Source organism: Flavobacterium xueshanense (assembly GCF_900112975.1).
Taxonomy (GTDB): Bacteria; Bacteroidota; Bacteroidia; order Flavobacteriales; family Flavobacteriaceae; genus Flavobacterium; species Flavobacterium xueshanense.
Map to the genome: position 1 here is coordinate 189,135 of NZ_FONQ01000002.1, position 19,401 is coordinate 208,535.

The window sequence follows — 19,401 nt, forward strand, 5'->3', positions numbered from 1 at the left end:
TCAAATGCACCGATTAGCACCCGATTAGTATCGCAGCTTATTTGCCATCAATAGAATAAAGTCGGCAACCAACTAAACGCAATAATAATGAGACTTTAAGAATTGCGACTTTGGACTTTAGATTACTCTCTTTTAATCTCGTGCCCCACAAATTCTTCTAAAGTGGCAAACATGTCGTCTACAGAAAGGACTTCAAAATCTGGGTGGGTTTTCAAGAAGCTAGCGTTCAAAGTAACTAAGTTTTCTACTATTTCAAAAAAAGTGTCATTGTTAAGCAAATCTCGGATAGGATTTACGCCTTCCAGTTTCCCTTTCAGGAATTTATTCAACTTAACACTGCTCATTAATTTTACTTTTTTGGATTGCTGTTGGAACAATTCCAAATGTTTTTCGGCGCCAATAAGTGCCAAACCTTCTTCTATCAATTCGTTTAGTTCTTTGTCCCAACCCGAATTGTATACAAATTGAGCAAAATTCCCTTCTGTATATTGTGACGTATAATAATCTAAATAATAACTCATTATGGCGTCTTCATGAATCAAATCATCACTAACCCCTTCCTCACGCATTAAGTTAATTACCGAAATATTAGAGTGAATTACATCTTGAAGATTTTCACTGTTCATTGCTGTTTCTGAAATAATTATTCTACCGAATTCCATAGGTTTTGTGTTTGAATATCTGCTGCAAATTTCGGGTAAATTAAAACAGAAAAGAAATACAATTTGATTTATATGACATCAGATTGGTTGTTACTCTTTTTCTGATTCATTTTTGTAACCAAAGCTTTTAAACGTAAGACTTTTTCTTTTTTTTTCTCCTGAATTTTAGTCTTTTTCCGATTGAGCAATTTGGTGTGTAAAGCCTTATTTTGGGTGTTTTTTTCGGGTCCTTTTGCCATGATTTACAGTCTTCATTAATTGCATTTGTAAAGATAAAAAAAGCCACATTAAAAACGTGGCTTTCCTACTTAATGTGCTATTGATGAAATTTTATTAAGTTAGTTTTTAATCCTTTGTTCTAAATCCACCGCCATCTGCGGCGGAATCCTTTTCTTTAAAAATAAAATTTGCCCTAAATGACTGGATTGGTGTTCCATAACATGAAACCAACAATATTGGTTTGTTACACCATATTTTTTATGTTCTATAGCAAACCAAGCATCATCTTTCTTTTTTAGCTCGGTTATCGTTTTTGCTCTAACTTCATTATATAGATCTAAATAATACTGTATGTCATGCCCTTTTATCTCATTACGACCACCCTTATCTAAATCTAAAGCCAGACCCCACTTTTTCTTTTCTTCTGGATTAAATTCTCTATTTTCAAAAGTGACAACTTGATAATAAGCCTCGGCTGCCGCTAAATGCATAACCAAAGCCCCAATCCTATTAGCTTCTTCATCATGTAAATAATCAATTTCGTATTTATCCATATTTTTGACTGTGTTTTCAACACGGTCTTTTAAATCTTCAAGCATCGAAATCATTGCGCCAATTTGAGGTGAAGCTCCTTCAACATTACCAATCTTTCCAGTCTCTTTTATTTTTATACCACTTCCCTCGATCAATAACCCCAACTTTCCATCAACGCTACTTTTATCAGATATAATTTTATATTCTTTTACTTTAACTATTTTGTTTTTGGATATCCCTAAGTCCCATTTTGGAATATCACCATTTTTAACAGGAGTTTCAAAACTTGCATTTAAAACCGTAATTGGTTCAAAAATGCCTTTTTCATTTTCAATAAGCAATTCAAATTTATCGAAATAGAATTTTCCATTATATAAACACAAGCCACCAAAACTTAATGATTTAGTATTAGCATCGATAATTCCTTCAACAGTATAGGATTGCCAAGCTTTTGCTTTAATTGGTCTATCATTCATGTTATCAAAAAAGCCATCTTCTTCATTTTTGGTATCTACTCTAGCCCAAACTCCAGCCCAAGCCATAGGTTCTTCGGACTCCATTTTTACAGAGGCAATTACTTTAAACTTTTTTGACACAGCAGTTTGAATGGTTATAGTTTGGTTAAAAGAAGTCCAATCGCTGGAAACTTCTTTTTGAGTTTGAGAATGAACAGAAAAAACACATAAAAACAGTAACAGTATCGTTATTTTTTTCATTTTAATAAATAGTTGAATTTAATTGTAGTTGTTTAGATTTAAAATACTTTGGTAAAAAAATGTAAATATAATACTATTTTTTAGAGTTTTATATTGCTGATCTTAAGTTTTTGAATCTTTCAGTATTGATAGATAACTAAATATGCTTAGCGTAAAAAGTTGTCGCCACACGAAATCCCTTAGCCCCGATGGCAGTGAAAATCCTTTCTATTTTTTCTTTAAAAATAGAAAGATTACAACGGATAGCGGGAAATAGGTCCAAATAAAAATTCTATTGCTTATTTTTGCAGCTCGTTCTGAATTAATTTCAGAATCTAAAAATAATTTTATGATACAGAATCCAAAAAGATATACCATTACAGCGGCATTGCCTTATACGAACGGACCGATTCACATTGGCCATTTGGCGGGTGTTTACGTGCCTTCGGACATCTATTCCAGATATTTAAGATTGCAGGGAAGAGACGTTTTGTTTGTTTGCGGAAGTGACGAGCACGGTGTGGCGATTTCGATGAAAGCTAAAAAAGAAGGCATTACGCCACAGGAAGTAATCGATAAATATGATGGAATTATCCGCAAATCGTTCTCTGATTTTGGAATTTCGTTTGATAATTATTCCAGAACTTCGGCTAAAATCCATCATGATACGGCTTCGGAATTTTTTAGAAAATTGTATGAACAAGGCGATTTTATTGAGGAAGTAACCGAGCAATTGTATGATGCGAAAGCAGACCAATTCTTGGCAGACCGCTTTGTGGTGGGAACTTGCCCAAAATGCGGCAACGAAGAAGCCTACGGCGATCAATGCGAAAAATGCGGTTCAACCTTGAATGCTACGGATTTGATTAATCCAAAATCGACCATTACGGGAGAAACTCCGATTATGAAATCAACGAAACACTGGTTTTTGCCTTTGGACCGTTATGAAGATTTCCTGAAAGAATGGATTCTTGTTGGACATAAAAACGACTGGAAACCGAATGTTTACGGACAAGTAAAATCCTGGATTGACGGCGGTTTAGAGCCTCGTGCAGTAACTCGTGACTTGGATTGGGGAATTGATGTTCCCGTTGAAGGTGCCGAAGGTAAAAAATTATACGTGTGGTTTGACGCGCCGATTGGCTATATTTCTTCCACTAAAGAATGGGCTTTGCGCGAAGGAAAAGATTGGGAACCGTACTGGAAAGATCAGGATACAAAACTGGTTCACTTTATTGGGAAAGATAATATTGTTTTCCATTGTATCATTTTCCCGGCGATGTTGAAAGCCGAAGGAAGTTATATTTTGCCAGACAATGTGCCTGCGAATGAGTTTTTGAATTTGGAAGGGAATAAATTGTCGACTTCTAAAAACTGGGCGGTTTGGTTGCACGAATATTTGGAAGAATTCCCAAATCAGCAAGATGTTTTGCGCTATGCGTTGACCTCAAATGCACCGGAAACGAAGGATAATGATTTTACCTGGAAAGATTTTCAGGCGAGAAATAATAATGAATTAGTAGCGATTTACGGGAATTTCATTAATCGCGTGGTGGTTTTAACCAATAAATATTACTCCGGAATTGTTCCGCAACCAAATGTGTTGTCAGAAGTCGACGAAGCTACTTTAACCGAATTGAAAGCGTATCCAGCTGTGATTTCAAGTTCTTTAGAGCGTTACAGATTCCGTGAAGCCTTGGGTGAATTGATGAATGTGGCTCGTTTAGGAAATAAATATTTGGCCGATGAAGAGCCTTGGAAAGTCATCAAAGACAATCCGGAACGCGTGCAAACACAAATGTATGTAGCGTTGCAAATTGCTGCTGCTTTGAGTTCACTTTGCGAACCGTTCTTGCCTTTTACAGCTACAAAATTATCAAGAATTCTAAAAATAGAAAGTCCATTGAACTGGAATACTATTGCTCAAACTTCTTATTTAATTCTGGCGGGACACCAAATTGGTGAGGCGGAATTATTGTTTGCCAAAATTGAAGACGAGGAAATTCAAAAACAAATAGACAAATTAGAAGCGACTAAAACAGCTAACAAAGCAGAAAATAAAATATCCGAACCACAGAAAGAAGAAATCCAATTTGAGGATTTTGCTAAAATGGATATTCGTACAGGAACGATTCTGGAAGCAGAAAAAATGCCGAAAGCGAACAAACTTTTGATTTTGAAAATAGATACTGGAATTGACGTGCGCACCATCGTTTCTGGAATTGCCGAGAGTTTTAAACCGGAAGACATTGTCGGGAAGAGAGTTACTGTTCTAGTGAATTTGGCTCCAAGAAACCTTCGTGGTGTTGAAAGTCAAGGAATGATTTTGATGACCACAAATGCCGAAGGAAAATTGGTGTTTGTAAATCCAGATACGGATGGAGTTGCCAATGGAGAGACGATAAATTAAACATTCATATATCCACGATTACGTAGAGACGTTGCAATGCAACGTCTCTATCTGATAAATCCGAACGAAATAATATGAATACCAAATTCCAAAATAAATACCGCATACCCTCTGCCCGATTGAAAAATTGGGATTATGGAAATAACGGTGCCTATTTTATAACGATTTGTACTTCAGACCGGGAACATTTTTTTGGCGAAATCGTTTTGGTTAATGATGAAAATGAAATGCAGTTAAATGAAATCGGAAAATTGACGGATCAATTTTGGGCAGAAATCCCCCAACATTTCCCATTTGTTGAATTGGGAAATTATGTTATTATGCCGAATCACATTCATGGAATATTGATAATTGACAAAAAAAATGTTAATGAATCAAATACCGTTGTAAAGACGTTACATTGCAACGTCTCTACAAATAATACAGATATTGTAATAATAAATGAAACAATGTCAAAAATTTCTCCTAAACGAGGAACGATTTCCACCATAATTCGTTCCTACAAATCGGTGGTAACCAAAAATGCGCATTTTATCCATGCTGATTTTGAATGGCAAGCACGTTTTCATGACCATATTATTCGTGATTCCGAATCATTTGAGAGAATACAAAATTATATAGAAACCAATCCTGAACTGTGGAAAGAAGACAAATTTTACAACTAAACTAGTTGCAAAATTATAATTCAGAATTAGCTTTTGTAATTATCCCCAAAAAACATAACACACTATGAACCTAAAAGTAATTGCTTTCGACGCTGATGATACCTTATGGATCAACGAAACGTATTTTGATGAAACCGAGAAAAAATTCTGTGGTTTGATGGAAGATTATTTGTCGCATCAAGGAATTTCCAAAGAATTATTCAAAGTCGAAATTGATAATTTAAAATTGTACGGATACGGAATCAAAGGCTATATTCTCTCGATGATTGAAGCAGCCATGAATATTTCAAATAATACCATTCCTATTGAAATCATTGAAAAAATCATTCAATATGGAAAAGAATTACTCGAAAAACCGATTGTTTTATTAGAAGGTGTCGAAGAAACTTTAGCAGCTTTACACGGAAATTACAAATTAGTGGTTGCCACCAAAGGCGATTTATTAGACCAACGAAGAAAATTACACAATTCGGGTTTGGGTCATTACTTTCACCACATCGAAGTGATGTCAGACAAGCAAGAAATTGATTATTCCGATTTAATCAAACGATTGGAAATACAACCTGAAGAATTTTTAATGATTGGAAATTCCTTGAAATCTGATGTCTTGCCAGTTTTGGCCATCGGCGGACACGCCGTTCATATTCCGTTTCATACGACTTGGGAACACGAAAAAATCGACCATAAAGTGGAGCATGAAAACTTCAGTGCTTTCGAAAAAATCACGGAGGTTTTAAAACAATTATAAAACACTAAATCTGCTATCAAAAACAAAAACTAAGTATCTATTAATCAAGTATCTGAAAACCTGCCGAACGCTTAAAAGCCAGCATTTAATTCCAATGCGCCATAAAAATTTTTTAGATTCTAAAATAATTTTCTCTTCTTATCTTACAAATAATTCAACAAAAGCACTTTTTGAACCCAATTTTTATAGAATTACAATAAATCCTTATATAATTTACTGTTTTTCGTATATCTATCGATTTTGTGCTGTAATTTTGCAGGAAATTAAAATTTTCTCAAAATGAAAAAAATCATACTTACGTTAGTTTTTGCTTCAGCTATTACTACAATGAGTGCTCAAACAGAAACTGTAAAAAGTACTGAAAACGACTATAACAAATGGTCTGTTGAAATTGCAGGTGGTGTCAATAAACCACAACGACCAATGACTGCTGGTTATTTTACTTCTACACCAAGTCCTTTCGTGGCTGATCTTGGAGTTAGATATATGTTTAACAACAAATTTGGTTTAAAAGCTGATTTTGGAATGAACAGTTTTGAAGGAAAAAACAATTCAATTGATTTTGATACTAAATATTACAGAGTAGACTTACAAGCTGTTGCTAACTTAGGAAGAATCATGAATTTTGAAAATTGGACCAATACACTTGGTTTAATAGGTCATGCTGGTTTTGGTTTAGCGCAATTAGAAGATCAAAATTCTGCTTTGAAAGACAGAATGGGTAATTTCATTGCTGGTGTAACTGGGCAAATCAAACTATCAAACAGAATTGCTTTGACAGGAGATTTCACAACTATCCTTAATGCTGCTCAAGATGCTGCTTTTGATGGCGCAAGCACTCGTAATGCAAGAGGATTTTCAGGAATTCTTTTTAATGGTACTGTAGGTTTAACCGTTTACTTAGGTAAAAACGAAAAACATGCTGACTGGGTGATTGACAATGAAGGTAGATTCGACGCAATTGACCAAAGATTTATGGCTATTGAAAATAAAATGTTAGACACAGATAAAGATGGTGTAGCTGATTATTTAGATCAAGAAGCTAATACACCTGAAGGTGCAATGGTGGATACAAAAGGAAGATCAATTGACAAGAACAACAACAATGTTGCTGATGATACTGAAGCATACATCTTGAAAAATTATGCAGGAAATACTGGTGACGGTTCTGTTATCTACAATAACGATTTGATCAAAAGTTTAATCAACGGTGGTTATGTTGCTGTTTATTTTGATTACAATAAATCTACTCCAACAAATGTTTCTACAGAAGGTACAGATTTTATCTTGACATATTTAAGAAACAATCCTACTGCTACAGTTGACATTATTGGTCACGCTGACGAATTAGGCAGATCAGAATATAATGATAAATTATCTGCTGCAAGAGCAAATAACGTAAAAAATACTTTGATAAAAGCTAATATTGATGCATCAAGATTGAATGTCGTTGCTGCTGGTGAAGACACTTCAGTTGATAAAGATTCAGATGCTGCAAGAAAATTAGTTAGAAGAGTTACTTTCAGAGTAAAATAATTATTTCTCCGTATTCTATAAAAACCCTAAAAGAAATTTCTTTTAGGGTTTTTTTATGTCTTTTTGTCCCATTTGAAAAACATTTGCTCAGTTCCTAAACAAAAATTCCAAAAAAAACGGATTTATGATTCAAAACATTAGCAGTACTTTTGAAAAATAAATAAAATTATCCCATTTTGAGAACCCTTTTAGATATAGAAAATTGGTCAAGAAAAGAACACTTCCATTTTTTCAGACAGTTTGAAGAACCCTTTTTTGGCGCCACTGTCGAAATTGATTGTACCAAAGCCTACACAACTGCAAAAGCATTGAAAGCTTCCTTTTTCAGTTACTATTTACATAAAACATTGATCGCAGTGAATACGATTGAATCGTTTCGCTATCGAATTTCAGACAACAATATATATGTTTGTGACCAAGTTCATGCTTCAGCGACTATTGGTCGGGAAGACGGGACGTTTGGTTTTTCTTTGATTGAATACAATTCTGATTTTTCAGTTTTTGCAACAAACGCTTCTAACGAAATCGAACGTATTCAAACCACAACCGGACTCTTTACCCGATCATTTGACGATGATAATGTCATTCACTTTTCGGCGATTCCGTGGTTGGATTTCACTTCCCTATCCCATGCCAGAAGTTATGCTTTTCCGGATAGTTGCCCTAAAATTTCGTTTGGAAAAATGAAGATTACTGACAACGGCAAAAGAACCATGGCAATGTCAGTTCATGTCCATCACGGATTAATGGATGGTTTTCATCTCGGACAATTTGCGGATTGTTTTCAGGAATTAATGAACCAATAAAAGCGTTCAATTTTTGTTAAAAAAAAAGTCCCGGTTTGCAGTAAAATTTAGCTGCAACCCGGGACTTCCTATTGGGAACTGATTTTATTTTCCTAAAAGCATTACCTCATTAACAACTACTTCGGTGACATATCTTTTTTCGCCATTTTTATCGTCGTAACTTCTGTGGGTTAATTTTCCTTCGATAGCAATTTCTTTGCCTTTGGTAACATACTTTTCTATGATTTCAGCCGTTTTCCCCCAAGCCACTAATTTGTGCCATTGAGTTTCCTCTACTTTTTCTCCTTTGTCGTTTTTGTAGCTTTCGTTAGTTGCTAATGTAAAATTGGCCAACTTTTTTCCTCCGTCAAATGATTTGATTTCCGGATCATTCCCAACGTGTCCAATTAACTGTACTTTGTTTCTTAATGTGCTCATGGCGTGTAAAATTTAAATGTTAGTGTATATAAGTTATTTGTTGAATTGTTCTTTCAAATCAACACTGCAAAGATGCGCTGACTGTAAAAAAGTATTCGGTTGCTAACTATTTACTTTCGGTTGTAACTATTTGTAAGCGTTTGTAAATGGAAAAATTTATTTATATTTGATAAAATAAAATTTTTATGCAAACCAAAATAAACAAAGTAGAGTTACGAAATCTGAAATTTGATGATTATAAAGAGTTAAAAAACTCTATGGTAGAATCGTATAAGGAAATGGTAGGTTCCTACTGGAGAGAACATCATATTGAAAAATTATTAAGCCTTTTTCCCGAAGGTCAACTGGTAATTTTAGTAGATGGAAAAGTAGTTGGTTCTGCTTTGTCTCTAATTGTTGACGAAAGTTTAGTAGATAAAAATCATAATTATTCTGACATAACCGGAAAATACACCTTCTCTACCCATAACCCAAAAGGAGATGTTTTATACGGAATAGATGTTTTTATTCATCCAAATTACAGAGGTCTGCGCCTTGGAAGACGATTATACGACGCCCGAAAAGAATTGTGTGAACAATTAAATTTGAAAGCGATTGTTTTTGCCGGTAGGATTCCAAACTACGGACAACATGCGGAATCACTCACTCCTAAAAATTATATTGAAAAAGTAAAAAGAAAAGAATTGCATGACCCTGTTCTTTCTTTTCAGTTAAGTAATGATTTTCACGTGATCCGAGTACTGAAAAACTACTTGGAAGGCGACTCAGACTCTAAAGAATTTGCCGTTTTACTGGAATGGAATAACATTTATTACGACGAAAGTCCAAAACTGATAAACCTCGCAAAAAGCGTAATCCGATTGGGACTCGTTCAATGGCAAATGCGTCAATTGAATAATCTGGAAGCTTTATTCGAACAATGTGAATTTTTTGTTGACGTTGTTTCCGGCTACGGAAGTGATTTCGCCTTATTTCCGGAATTGTTCACCGCTCCATTGATGGCAGATTACAATCATTTATCGGAAGCCGAAGCCATACGCGAATTAGCCAAACATGCAGAACCTGTTCGCAAACGCTTTCAGGAATTAGCAATTTCTTATAATATCAACATCATCACGGGAAGCATGCCTTTCCTAGAAAATGGCACGTTATACAATGTTGGTTTTCTTTGTAAAAGAGACGGAACTTCTGAAATGTATGCTAAAATTCACGTCACTCCAAACGAAGTACAGCACTGGGGAATGACAGGTGGATCACAAATTAAGACTTTTGATACCGATTGCGGAAAAATAGGCATCATGATTTGTTATGATGTTGAATTCCCTGAATTATCCCGATTAATGGCAGATGAGGGAATGAACATTTTATTCGTTCCGTTCTTGACTGATACTCAAAATGCCTACACCAGAGTCAAACATTGTGCGCAGGCCAGAGCGATTGAAAATGAATGTTATGTTGCTATAGCTGGCTGTGTGGGTAATCTTCCAAAGGTGAACAACATGGACATTCAATATGCGCAATCCGCAGTATTTACGCCTTCTGATTTTGCCTTTCCAAGTAACGGAATCAAGGCTGAAGCAACTCCAAATACGGAGATGACACTGATTGTCGACGTAGATTTAGATTTACTGAAAGAACTTCACGAACATGGAAGTGTTCGAATTCTAAAAGATCGTAGAACTGACTTATACGACATCAAAAAAATCAATCCATGAACAAAACCTGCTTAGAATGTGAAGAAAAAATTGTGGGCCGTGAGGACAAAAAGTTTTGTAGCGACGGTTGTCGTAACGCTTTCAATAATAAAATAAACAAAGACAGTACTAATTTTATGCGCAACATCAACAATAAGTTGCGCAAAAACTATCGCATTTTATCTGAAATTAATACTGACGGAAAATCAAAAACCACACGGGCAAAACTCCTGAGTAAAGGTTTCGATTTTGAATTTTTTACAAATATTTTACAAACCAAAACTGGAAATACCTACTATTTCCTATATGACCAAGGTTATATGGTTTTGGACAATGATTTTTATATTTTAGTCAAAAAAGATATTTAATACCACACCCCCCAAATCTACCTAACTAAAAATGAAAAAAGATTATTCCTCCATTTTTGCCGGTTTATTTATTCTGGGAATCCTAGGATTGATTTACTTAACCATGATGCCACATTGGACTTCTGATGAAGAAAGTTCCCTTGCTGAGTTTTCGACCAAAAGAGCTTTGACCCAAGTAGAAGCTATTGCAAAAAAACCGCATTATGTAGGTTCCAAAGAACATGAAGTAGTCGCTGATTATCTTGTGAAAGAGCTTAACAAGTTAGGACTGGAAACTTCCGTCCAGCAAGGATATACCTTGAGTGATTGGGGAAATCTGGTACAGTCAAAAAATATATTAGCCCGAATAAAAGGTTCCAATAGTTCAAAGGCTTTGCTACTCCTTTCTCATTATGACAGCGCGCCACATTCCTACTCGAAAGGGGCGAGCGATGCGGGTTCTGGTGTAGCGACAATTCTGGAGAGTATTCGTGCTTTTTTGTACAATAAAACTCCGCACAAAAATGACATTATTATTCTCTTTTCAGATGCGGAAGAATTAGGATTAAACGGCGCTGCACTTTTTGTAACGCAACATCAATGGGCTAAAGAAATAGGTTTGGTCCTTAATTTTGAAGCACGTGGTTCTTCCGGACCCAGTTATATGTTGATGGAAACTAACAACGGAAATGCAGGATTAGTAAAAGAGTTCGCTGCCGCAAAAGTGACTTTTCCAGTTTCAAATTCCTTGATGTACAGCATTTATAAAATGTTGCCCAATGATACCGATTTGACTATTTTTAGGGAACAAGGCGATATTCGAGGCTATAATTTTGCTTTTATCGACGACCATTTTAACTATCATACTGCTCAGGACGATATCCATCATTTGAACAAAAATACACTGGCACATCAAGGTTCTTATTTGATACCGTTGTTAAATTATTTTTCAAATACCAATTTAAACACGACACAAGCCAGCGAAGATTATGTCTACTTTACCATTCCATATACTTTTATAAGTTATCCTTTTAGCTGGGTTTTACCAATGGTCATAATCGCACTGGCACTATTTATTTTCCTGTTATTTTTAGGAAAAGCCAAGCGTATTCTATCGTTCCGCGTAATTATAAAAGGATTTATTCCGTTTTTCGGTTCGATAATTAGTACTGGATTAATTACGTTCTTTGGCTGGAAAGCATTGCTAAAAGTGTATCCGCAATACGATGATTTACTCAACGGATTTACGTATAACGGACACGCTTATATTGCCGCATTTGTACTTTTGGCTTTGGCGATAAGCATGCTGTTTTATCATTTATTTTCAGAACGAAAAGTAACCATCAATCATTACGTAGCGCCATTATTTATTTGGATTTTGATAAATGGAGCTCTTGCTTTTAGTTTACAAGGAGCCGGATTTTTGATTATCCCAGTGTACTTTGGTCTGATTATTTTTGGTATTTTCATTGTTACTCAAAAATCAAATAAAACATTAAATCTTTTTTTAAGCATTCCTGCTTTGATCATCATAGCGCCTTTCATCCAAATGTTTCCTATTGGTTTGGGATTAAAAGTGCTTTTTGGAAGTGCTATTCTTACTGTTTTGACCTTTGCAATATTGTTACCCGTTTTTGGGGCTTTCGCCAAAAAAGGAATTTGGTCTTTAGTGTTTTTGGCTCTTACCATTGGCTTTTTTGCAAAAGCACACTCCGAATCAGGTTACGAATATGGAAAAGCCAAATCAAACAGCTTACTGTATTTGTACAATGCCGATACAAACCAAGCCAATTGGGCAACTTATGACACCAATCTTGACTCCTGGACCAAAGGCTATTTAGGTGAAAACCCGAAAAACGCAACCGCTCTGAACGAAATACCATTGTTCAGCAAATACAATTCTGGTTTTACGTATGCTTCCGAAGCGCCTAAAAAAGACATTCTGAAACCAAGTGTAGAATTTCTGGAAGATAGAATCGTAGGCAATCAAAGATTTTTTAAAATTAAAATTTCGCCGAATCGAAACGTAAATCGCTATGATATTTTTGCAAATGAAAAAATGGCTATTCATAATTTCAAAGCCAATGGCGTGACCACATTAGGCCAGAAAAATTCGCTTTACCAACGAAAAGGAAGGAAAATATTGAGTTATTATGTTGTTGGAAACGCACCTTTAGAAATGCAGTTCAGCATAAATGCCTCAACAGTTTTAGACATGGAACTGATGGAAAGCTCTTTTGATTTAATGACAAACCCTTTATTTCAAATAACAAAAAGAGAAAACTGGATGATGCCTACACCTTTTGTTTTGAATGATGCTGTGGTCATTAGACAAAAAATAAAGTCGACACCAGTTGTTCCTGCAAATGATTTAAAAAGTGTTACTAATCCTGTAATAAAAGATAGTTTAACAGTTGTGAAAGACAGTTTAAAAGTCAAATAATTTAAACATAAAATGACAAAAATTAGTATTCTGGGTTGTGGTTGGTTGGGTTTTCCTTTGGCGAAAGCCTTATTAAAAAAGAACTATTTAGTAAATGGCTCTACGACATCTGCAGAAAAATTAGACGTATTGAAAAATGCAGGAATTGCCCCTTTTTTAATTGTGCTTTCAGAAAATAAAACAACTGAAAACCTAACGAATTTTCTGGAAAATTCTGAAATTTTAATCATCGATGTTCCACCGAAACTTCGAGGTAGAGAGACCGAAAATTTTGTTTCCAAAATTAGAAATGTAATTCCGTTTATAGAAAAATCTTCCGTTAAAAATGTGCTTTTTATCAGTTCAACATCTGTTTATAATGATGACGATCCGTTTGTTACTGAAAAAACAATCCCAAAACCGGACACTGAAAGCGGCAAACAATTATTGGAGACCGAACAGCTTTTGCAAAACAGCAGTCATTTCGAAACGACAGTATTGCGTTTTGGAGGCTTAATTGGCGAGGACCGTCATCCAATACATTTTCTGGCTGGTCGTGAGAATTTAGATAATCCTAATGCACCTATTAATTTAATTCATAAGGAAGATTGCATTGGTATAATTCTAAAAATTATAGAAAATGATGCTTGGAATGAAGCTTTCAATGCGGTCGCTCCATCTCATCCTTCCCGAGAAATGTATTACAGTCAAAAAGCGCTGGATTTAGATTTGGCTTTGCCAAGATTTAATCCTGATAATAATTTTGGCGAAAAAATAATTTTGAGTGCTCGTTTAGAAAAGGTTTTAAATTATACTTTTACGAAACCAAATTTATAACGTGAGAACTAAAATTAAGAATGCTGTTTCGTCTAAAATTAATGCCATAGGATTACCGATGTTAGCTTTATGCTGGGTCAGTTTTTTTTGGGGAACTACTTGGATTGCTTCAAAAGAAGGCGTAAAACACATGCCCGCATTACAATTGGTAGCCATTAGACAATTTCTTGGAGGATTCCTTTACATTTCTTTTTTTCTATTTAAAAAAGCGCCTTGGCCTAAAGGAAAACAATGGAAAACGATCATTATTCTGAGTATTTTGAATTTTATGTTGAGCAATGCTCTGAGCACTTGGGGCGTGAAATACATCAGTAGTGGACTTGGGGCAATCATTGGAGCAATCGTTCCTTTGTGGATTGTTATCATTACTTTTTTTAGAGGAGAACGTTTATCCAGAATATCAGTTGTAGGCTTGATCGTTAGTTTTAGTGGCGTCTGTGTTATTTTTTACGACCACTTGCATGATTTCTTAATCCCAAATTTTAGATTTGGAATTATAATTTCCATAATTTCTACTTTAACTTGGGCTTTTGGAACATTGTACACGAAGAAAAAAGCAGCAACTTTTAATCCCTATTTTAGTTTAGGGATACAAATGTTCTTGTCCAGTATCTTGCTTTTTGCTTACACAGGCGCAACCGCAACTTCCGTTAGTTTAAGCGCTATTCCCGCGTTATCGTGGTGGTCTATTGGTTATTTGGTTATTTTTGGTTCTGTACTGACTTTCATTGCATTTATCTATGCACTTCAAAACCTTCCTGCTGAAATAAGCAGTGTTTACGCGTATATCAATCCAATTATAGCCGTGATTTTAGGCGCTGTGATTTTTGGTGAAGTCCTTAATGCAGCCATCGCCATTGGTGGCGGAGTTACACTGTTTGGATTGTATATGGTGAATTATTCGTTGCGGAAAGGAAGGAAAAATAGCAGCGAAATTATATAAAACAAAAATCCCATTCGACTGAACGAATGGGATTTGTAAAATCTTATTTATTTTGAAAATTACCAGAGTTAACTTTTACATTTATGAGCTACGGTAAAAGCTTGTTACCAATAAACAATGTCGATCAACACTGTATTAACCAAAACATTATTTTCAAATTTTTCTTGTTTAATTATGTTTCCAATCTTATCGAAGGAATATTTGTATTCTACAACAATATTCTTCGGTGTTTTAGGCAAAGAAAAAGTTTTTAATAAGTTATTTCGCTTGTCATATTCATTAATTGTAACTGAATAATATTTAGCCTTTTTAAATTCTAATTCTGATTTGATTCTATTTCCGTTTTTATCAAAAATACATTTTAAATAACCGTCTTTAAGTTCTCCTTGTTTATTGTATGAATAGGTAATTAAAGATTTGTTTTTGTAGTCAATAGTTGTTTTTTCTGTAAATTTTAGTTCTCCATTTCCATCAAAATGTTCGACTACTATTCTATTTCCTCTTTTGTCATATTGTGTTACTCTCTTGTTATTTAGCTTTTTGTCAAAGTAGGCTAAATACTCTATTTCGTTGCTCTTTTTATCATACTTGTGCTCCATCATTAATTCTGGGCTATTGGTATTTGATTTTGTAATTGATTTGATTACTAATCCATTTTGATAAAAAAATAAAGTTTCGTCAAAATAATCTTTTGCATAAAGGTCTTTTTGTGCAATTTTACGACCTTCTCTGTTCCAGTTTGAAATTAGTTCGAAAGGTATTGTCTCTGGGTCTATAACAGAAGATCCTTTTATGTTTTTGACTTTTATTTCCTTTACGTGACCTTTGATATCTTGAATGTCACCATCGGGCATGGGGATTTTTTTTATTTTAATAGGAGCACAAGAGGCTAATAATGACAAAACTATAAACAAGAATATTCGCATAATTAGTAAATTTTGTAAAGTAGAAAAATGATAAAAAGTTGTTTTCTCAACTAGGATTGCATTGTTTAACTCTTTTAAATACGACAACATCGATTGCATTTATCTCTTTAAAAAAGCTTTAATTTCTTTTTTGGACATCTCGGTTGAAATGAATTCTTCTTTAACTAATGCGGTATATTCCTCACCGTTAACCAATTGTACGTCACCTTCGGTGGTGTGAAAATAAGGAGTTAAATAATTGTGTGACAGCATTGATTTATGATCATTGTTGTTTATTTCTTTGACAGGATAGTAGATGTCAAAATTTAGAAGGTAGTACTCTTTGTTAAATTCATCAATGACTCCTAAAAAGCTTGATGGATAAACAGCATCACCCTCTTTAACACTAATTGAGCTAGATTTAAAACCATTGTAGTTTGCATAGGTACCATCTTCATGTTCCACACGTATACTATTTCTATCTGTGGTAAAAACTAAGTCATCTTGGTAAGTTTTATTAGATTGCTTATTGGCAACCTCAATAACAATTCCTTTTCGCATGGCATAAATGCTATCAGGATTTTTGGCTCGAATAGCGTACGACTTGAACACGATGTCTTTTTTTTTGTTAAAATACACTTCATTAACATTCTTGCTCTCATAAACTACATAATTCTTACCATTTTTAAATGGCAGAAGATAGCAATAAGTACTGTCAACTTTAGCTTTGAAGTTTCCAGGAACATAAAAGACTGTATAACTGTATCCAATACCTTTATTTGGATCCCTTGGACGTAAAGTATACAATGTTCCAGATTTGTCTTTTACAATTTTCTCAATATCACTTGATGATGTGTTTTCTAAATTTTTAAATTTTAGATAGACTGTATAAGTACCCGGTTTGAATTTTTCATAAGAAATCTCAACTGAATTGTTTTGATTTTTTACCGCATTAACAATAATTACTCTTTCTTGTGCTTGTGCAACACTAAAGAAAATCAAAATCCAAAACAATGATATCGAGGGGACGATTTTTCTATTATACATATGTTAATAATTATTTATTTTAACAGGTTTTGTCTTTCACACCAAAGCTATAGATAAAAATATTAAATATAGATTGAAGTAGATGATTTTTTAATTTTTTTATTCTAAAGTGAATTTTAAGAAAATCGTTTAAAGCCAAATGGAATTCATCCATAATAGTATCTTTAACTAGTTAACCACCTAACTCAAAAGATAAGAAGTATTTTAAACATATATATTTCACACCAACAAAAAAGCCCATTCACTATTGTGAATGGGCTTTTTGAAATTTTATTTATTTTGAAAATTACCAGATTCTTACACGCTTTTCAGGTGCAATGTACATTCCGTCATTAGCTTTTATATCAAAAGCTTGATAAAACGTGTCAATGTTTTGCAAGGGAACATAAGCACGGTACATTCCTGGAGAGTGCGGGTCTGTTTTTACTTGATTTTTTAAAGCTTCATCACGCATTTTTGAACGCCAGATAGTCGACCAAGAAATAAAGAAACGTTGTTCTGGAGTATATCCGTCGATTAATCCCGGATTTCCGTTTTCTTTCAAATACAATTGTAAACCATCATAAGCGGCATTTACTCCACCTAAATCCCCAATGTTTTCACCCAATGTAAATTTACCATCTACAAAAGTTCCAGGAATAGGTTGCAAAGCGCTGTATTGAGCGGCTAGTGCTCCTGTCAAAGCAGAGAATTGTTTCAAATCTTCAGCCGTCCACCAGTCTACTAAGTTTCCGTCAGCGTTGTAACGAGATCCTGAATCATCAAAACCATGTGAAATTTCGTGACCAATAACACCACCAATTCCACCATAATTTACCGCTTCATCTGCTTGGTAATTGTAAAAAGGCGGTTGCAAAATTGCTGCCGGGAATACAATTTCATTATTTGATGGATTGTAATACGCATTTACCGTTTGCGGTGACATTCCCCATTTTTCTTTATCAACTGGTTTATTCAACTCAGCAATATTCTCATTGAAACGCCATTGAGACATATTTTTAGCGTTTTCAAAATACGTTCCGCCTTCTGCCGGACTTTTTATCGTCAAGGCCGAATAATCTTTCCATTTGTCAGGGTAACCAATTTTTATTCTTGATTTATGCAATTTAGCAAGCGCGCTCACCTTTGTTTCTGCTGACATCCAAGACAAATTATTGATTCTGTTTTCGAAAGCTGAAAATATATTTTTGATCATTTTCTCCGCTTTGGCTTTGGCTTCAGCCGGAAATTTTTTCTCTACATATAATTTTCCTAAAGCTTCTCCTACTGCTCCGTTGATTGTTTGAAGCGCTCTTTCATCACGTGGTCTTTGGCTTACTGCACCAGTCAACGTTTTTCCGTAAAACTCAAAGTTTGCGTTTTCAATTTCAGTTGACAACTGGCTGGAAGCTCTGTTCAACAAACTCCAACGCATGTATGCTTTCCAGTCTTCTACTTTATTTTCTTTAAAAATAATTTCTAGCGCCGTCATGTATTTCGGTTGCGATACAATAACGGTATCTACTTTTGCCAATCCAATTTTTGTGAAATAATTATTCCAGTTGATTGATGGAGTTAATTTACTCAATTCATTCAATGTCATTGGATTGTAAGACTTGCGACGGTCTCTGCGTTCTACTCTGTCCAATCTTGGTTTGGACATCGCAATTTCAAGAGCCAGGATTTTTTCAGCATTCGTCTTAGCCACTGCTGGTTTATCCCCAAGGTATTGCAACATTTTGGCAACGTGTAAAACATATTTCGCACGTTTCTCTTTAGAATCGGCATCCTCAGAAACATAATAATCTCTGTCTGGCAAACCTACGCCTCCAGGACCTAAATTAATAACGTTTCTACTGCTGTTCTTCGCATCAGTTCCTACGCCAGCACCCATAAATCCAATGCCACCGATAGGTTCCATCTCAATCATTAATGCTTCTAAATCTTTGGCGTTTTTAACCGCGTCAATTTTTTTCAAATACGGTTTCAACGGAGCAATACCTAACTTATTTCTTCCTACGGTATCAAGAATAGACTTGTATAAATTTACCGCTTTGCCTTGATCTGTATTAGATTTGTAGCTGGGATTTGTTGTAGCTTCTTTTAAAATCGCCAATGCATCAGCATCCGTTTTTTGACGCAATTCATCAAAACTACCCCAACGGGTTCTATCAGCTGGAATCTCCGTATTGTTCAACCAAGTTCCATTCACATAGCGAAAGAAATCATTACTTGGTTTTACATTTTTGTCCATGTAATTCACATTGATTCCCGGTTCTTTAGCTGCCGGAACACTCTGTGCTTGGCTCACCGCAAAACCCATGATTGCGGGAATCACAAAAAGCAATTGCTTATTGCTGGTTTTTTTCATTTTTTTCATTTTTTAGTTATGTTAACAAAGCTATTAATAAATTATTTGATTTTGTACTAAAACAAAATATATGCGGAAACTTTGACACCAAAATTTATAAAAGGTTTAATCAAAAAAAAAATTAATTTACACTCTTTATTTGGAAAGAATCCGCTTAAAATAAG

The 19,401-nt window shown here is 34.7% G+C and carries 17 protein-coding genes; 10 read left to right on the forward strand and 7 right to left on the reverse strand.

Going from position 1 to position 19,401, the window contains the following annotated elements:
* Positions 1-122: 122 nt before the first annotated feature.
* The 3 genes from BMZ76_RS03005 to BMZ76_RS03010 form a co-directional block, all read right to left on the reverse strand.
* Positions 123-662, reverse strand: coding sequence for a DMP19 family protein (locus BMZ76_RS03005; protein WP_091203240.1), 540 nt, complete (start codon positions 660-662; stop codon positions 123-125).
* A gap of 68 nt (positions 663-730) precedes the next feature.
* A complete protein-coding gene (locus BMZ76_RS15830) occupies positions 731-901 on the reverse strand; it encodes a hypothetical protein (RefSeq protein WP_167547406.1) in 171 nt (56 codons plus the stop codon).
* Positions 902-1,000: 99 nt separating this feature from the next.
* Positions 1,001-2,131: a mycothiol transferase gene (locus tag BMZ76_RS03010; RefSeq protein WP_091203241.1), complete on the reverse strand. Its 1,131-nt coding sequence runs from the start codon at positions 2,129-2,131 to the stop codon at positions 1,001-1,003.
* Positions 2,132-2,459: 328 nt separating this feature from the next.
* Here BMZ76_RS03010 and metG point away from each other — a divergent pair, with 328 nt between their 5' ends.
* The 5 genes from metG (at position 2,460) to BMZ76_RS03035 (ending at position 8,275) form a co-directional block, all read left to right on the forward strand.
* A complete protein-coding gene (gene metG, locus BMZ76_RS03015; protein WP_091203242.1) occupies positions 2,460-4,520 on the forward strand; it encodes a methionine--tRNA ligase in 2,061 nt (686 codons plus the stop codon).
* A 74-nt stretch (positions 4,521-4,594) separates the two neighbouring features.
* Entirely contained in the window at positions 4,595-5,185 is a 591-nt protein-coding gene (locus BMZ76_RS03020) for a transposase (RefSeq protein ID WP_091203243.1), read from the forward strand.
* 64 nt (positions 5,186-5,249) lie between these two features.
* On the forward strand, positions 5,250-5,933 hold the full coding sequence (locus BMZ76_RS03025; RefSeq protein WP_091203244.1) for an HAD family hydrolase: 684 nt from the start codon (positions 5,250-5,252) through the stop codon (positions 5,931-5,933).
* Positions 5,934-6,212: 279 nt separating this feature from the next.
* The gene (locus tag BMZ76_RS03030; RefSeq protein ID WP_091203245.1) at positions 6,213-7,469 is read left to right on the forward strand and encodes an OmpA family protein; all 1,257 of its coding nucleotides are present in this window, start codon (positions 6,213-6,215) and stop codon (positions 7,467-7,469) included.
* Positions 7,470-7,645: 176 nt separating this feature from the next.
* Complete coding sequence (locus BMZ76_RS03035; protein ID WP_091203246.1) at positions 7,646-8,275, forward strand: chloramphenicol acetyltransferase; 630 nt, start codon at positions 7,646-7,648, stop codon at positions 8,273-8,275.
* An 84-nt stretch (positions 8,276-8,359) separates the two neighbouring features.
* On the opposite strand, the gene BMZ76_RS03040 is transcribed toward BMZ76_RS03035, so the two are convergent.
* Positions 8,360-8,692, reverse strand: coding sequence for a single-stranded DNA-binding protein (locus BMZ76_RS03040; RefSeq protein ID WP_091203247.1), 333 nt, complete (start codon positions 8,690-8,692; stop codon positions 8,360-8,362).
* Positions 8,693-8,877: 185 nt separating this feature from the next.
* Here BMZ76_RS03040 and BMZ76_RS03045 point away from each other — a divergent pair, with 185 nt between their 5' ends.
* The 5 genes from BMZ76_RS03045 (at position 8,878) to BMZ76_RS03065 (ending at position 14,935) form a co-directional block, all read left to right on the forward strand.
* Complete coding sequence (locus tag BMZ76_RS03045) at positions 8,878-10,407, forward strand: carbon-nitrogen hydrolase family protein (RefSeq protein WP_091203248.1); 1,530 nt, start codon at positions 8,878-8,880, stop codon at positions 10,405-10,407.
* Positions 10,404-10,754, forward strand: coding sequence for a hypothetical protein (locus BMZ76_RS03050; RefSeq protein ID WP_091203249.1), 351 nt, complete (start codon positions 10,404-10,406; stop codon positions 10,752-10,754). Before BMZ76_RS03045 ends, BMZ76_RS03050 begins: the two co-directional genes overlap by 4 nt.
* A 103-nt stretch (positions 10,755-10,857) precedes the next feature.
* Positions 10,858-13,176 (forward strand): M28 family peptidase, encoded by a 2,319-nt coding sequence (locus BMZ76_RS03055; RefSeq protein WP_091203507.1) that lies wholly within the window; start codon positions 10,858-10,860, stop codon positions 13,174-13,176.
* A gap of 12 nt (positions 13,177-13,188) precedes the next feature.
* On the forward strand, positions 13,189-13,992 hold the full coding sequence (locus BMZ76_RS03060; protein ID WP_091203250.1) for an NAD(P)H-binding protein: 804 nt from the start codon (positions 13,189-13,191) through the stop codon (positions 13,990-13,992).
* A gap of 1 nt (position 13,993) precedes the next feature.
* Positions 13,994-14,935: a DMT family transporter gene (locus BMZ76_RS03065; RefSeq protein ID WP_244281737.1), complete on the forward strand. Its 942-nt coding sequence runs from the start codon at positions 13,994-13,996 to the stop codon at positions 14,933-14,935.
* Positions 14,936-15,039: 104 nt separating this feature from the next.
* Here the strand turns inward: BMZ76_RS03065 and BMZ76_RS03070 are convergent, their stop codons facing one another.
* The 3 genes from BMZ76_RS03070 to BMZ76_RS03080 form a co-directional block, all read right to left on the reverse strand.
* A complete protein-coding gene (locus BMZ76_RS03070; RefSeq protein ID WP_143071045.1) occupies positions 15,040-15,861 on the reverse strand; it encodes a hypothetical protein in 822 nt (273 codons plus the stop codon).
* A 99-nt stretch (positions 15,862-15,960) separates the two neighbouring features.
* Entirely contained in the window at positions 15,961-16,887 is a 927-nt protein-coding gene (locus BMZ76_RS03075) for a M23 family metallopeptidase (protein ID WP_143071046.1), read from the reverse strand.
* A 286-nt stretch (positions 16,888-17,173) separates the two neighbouring features.
* A complete protein-coding gene (locus BMZ76_RS03080; RefSeq protein WP_091203509.1) occupies positions 17,174-19,237 on the reverse strand; it encodes a M13 family metallopeptidase in 2,064 nt (687 codons plus the stop codon).
* Positions 19,238-19,401: the final 164 nt, after the last annotated feature.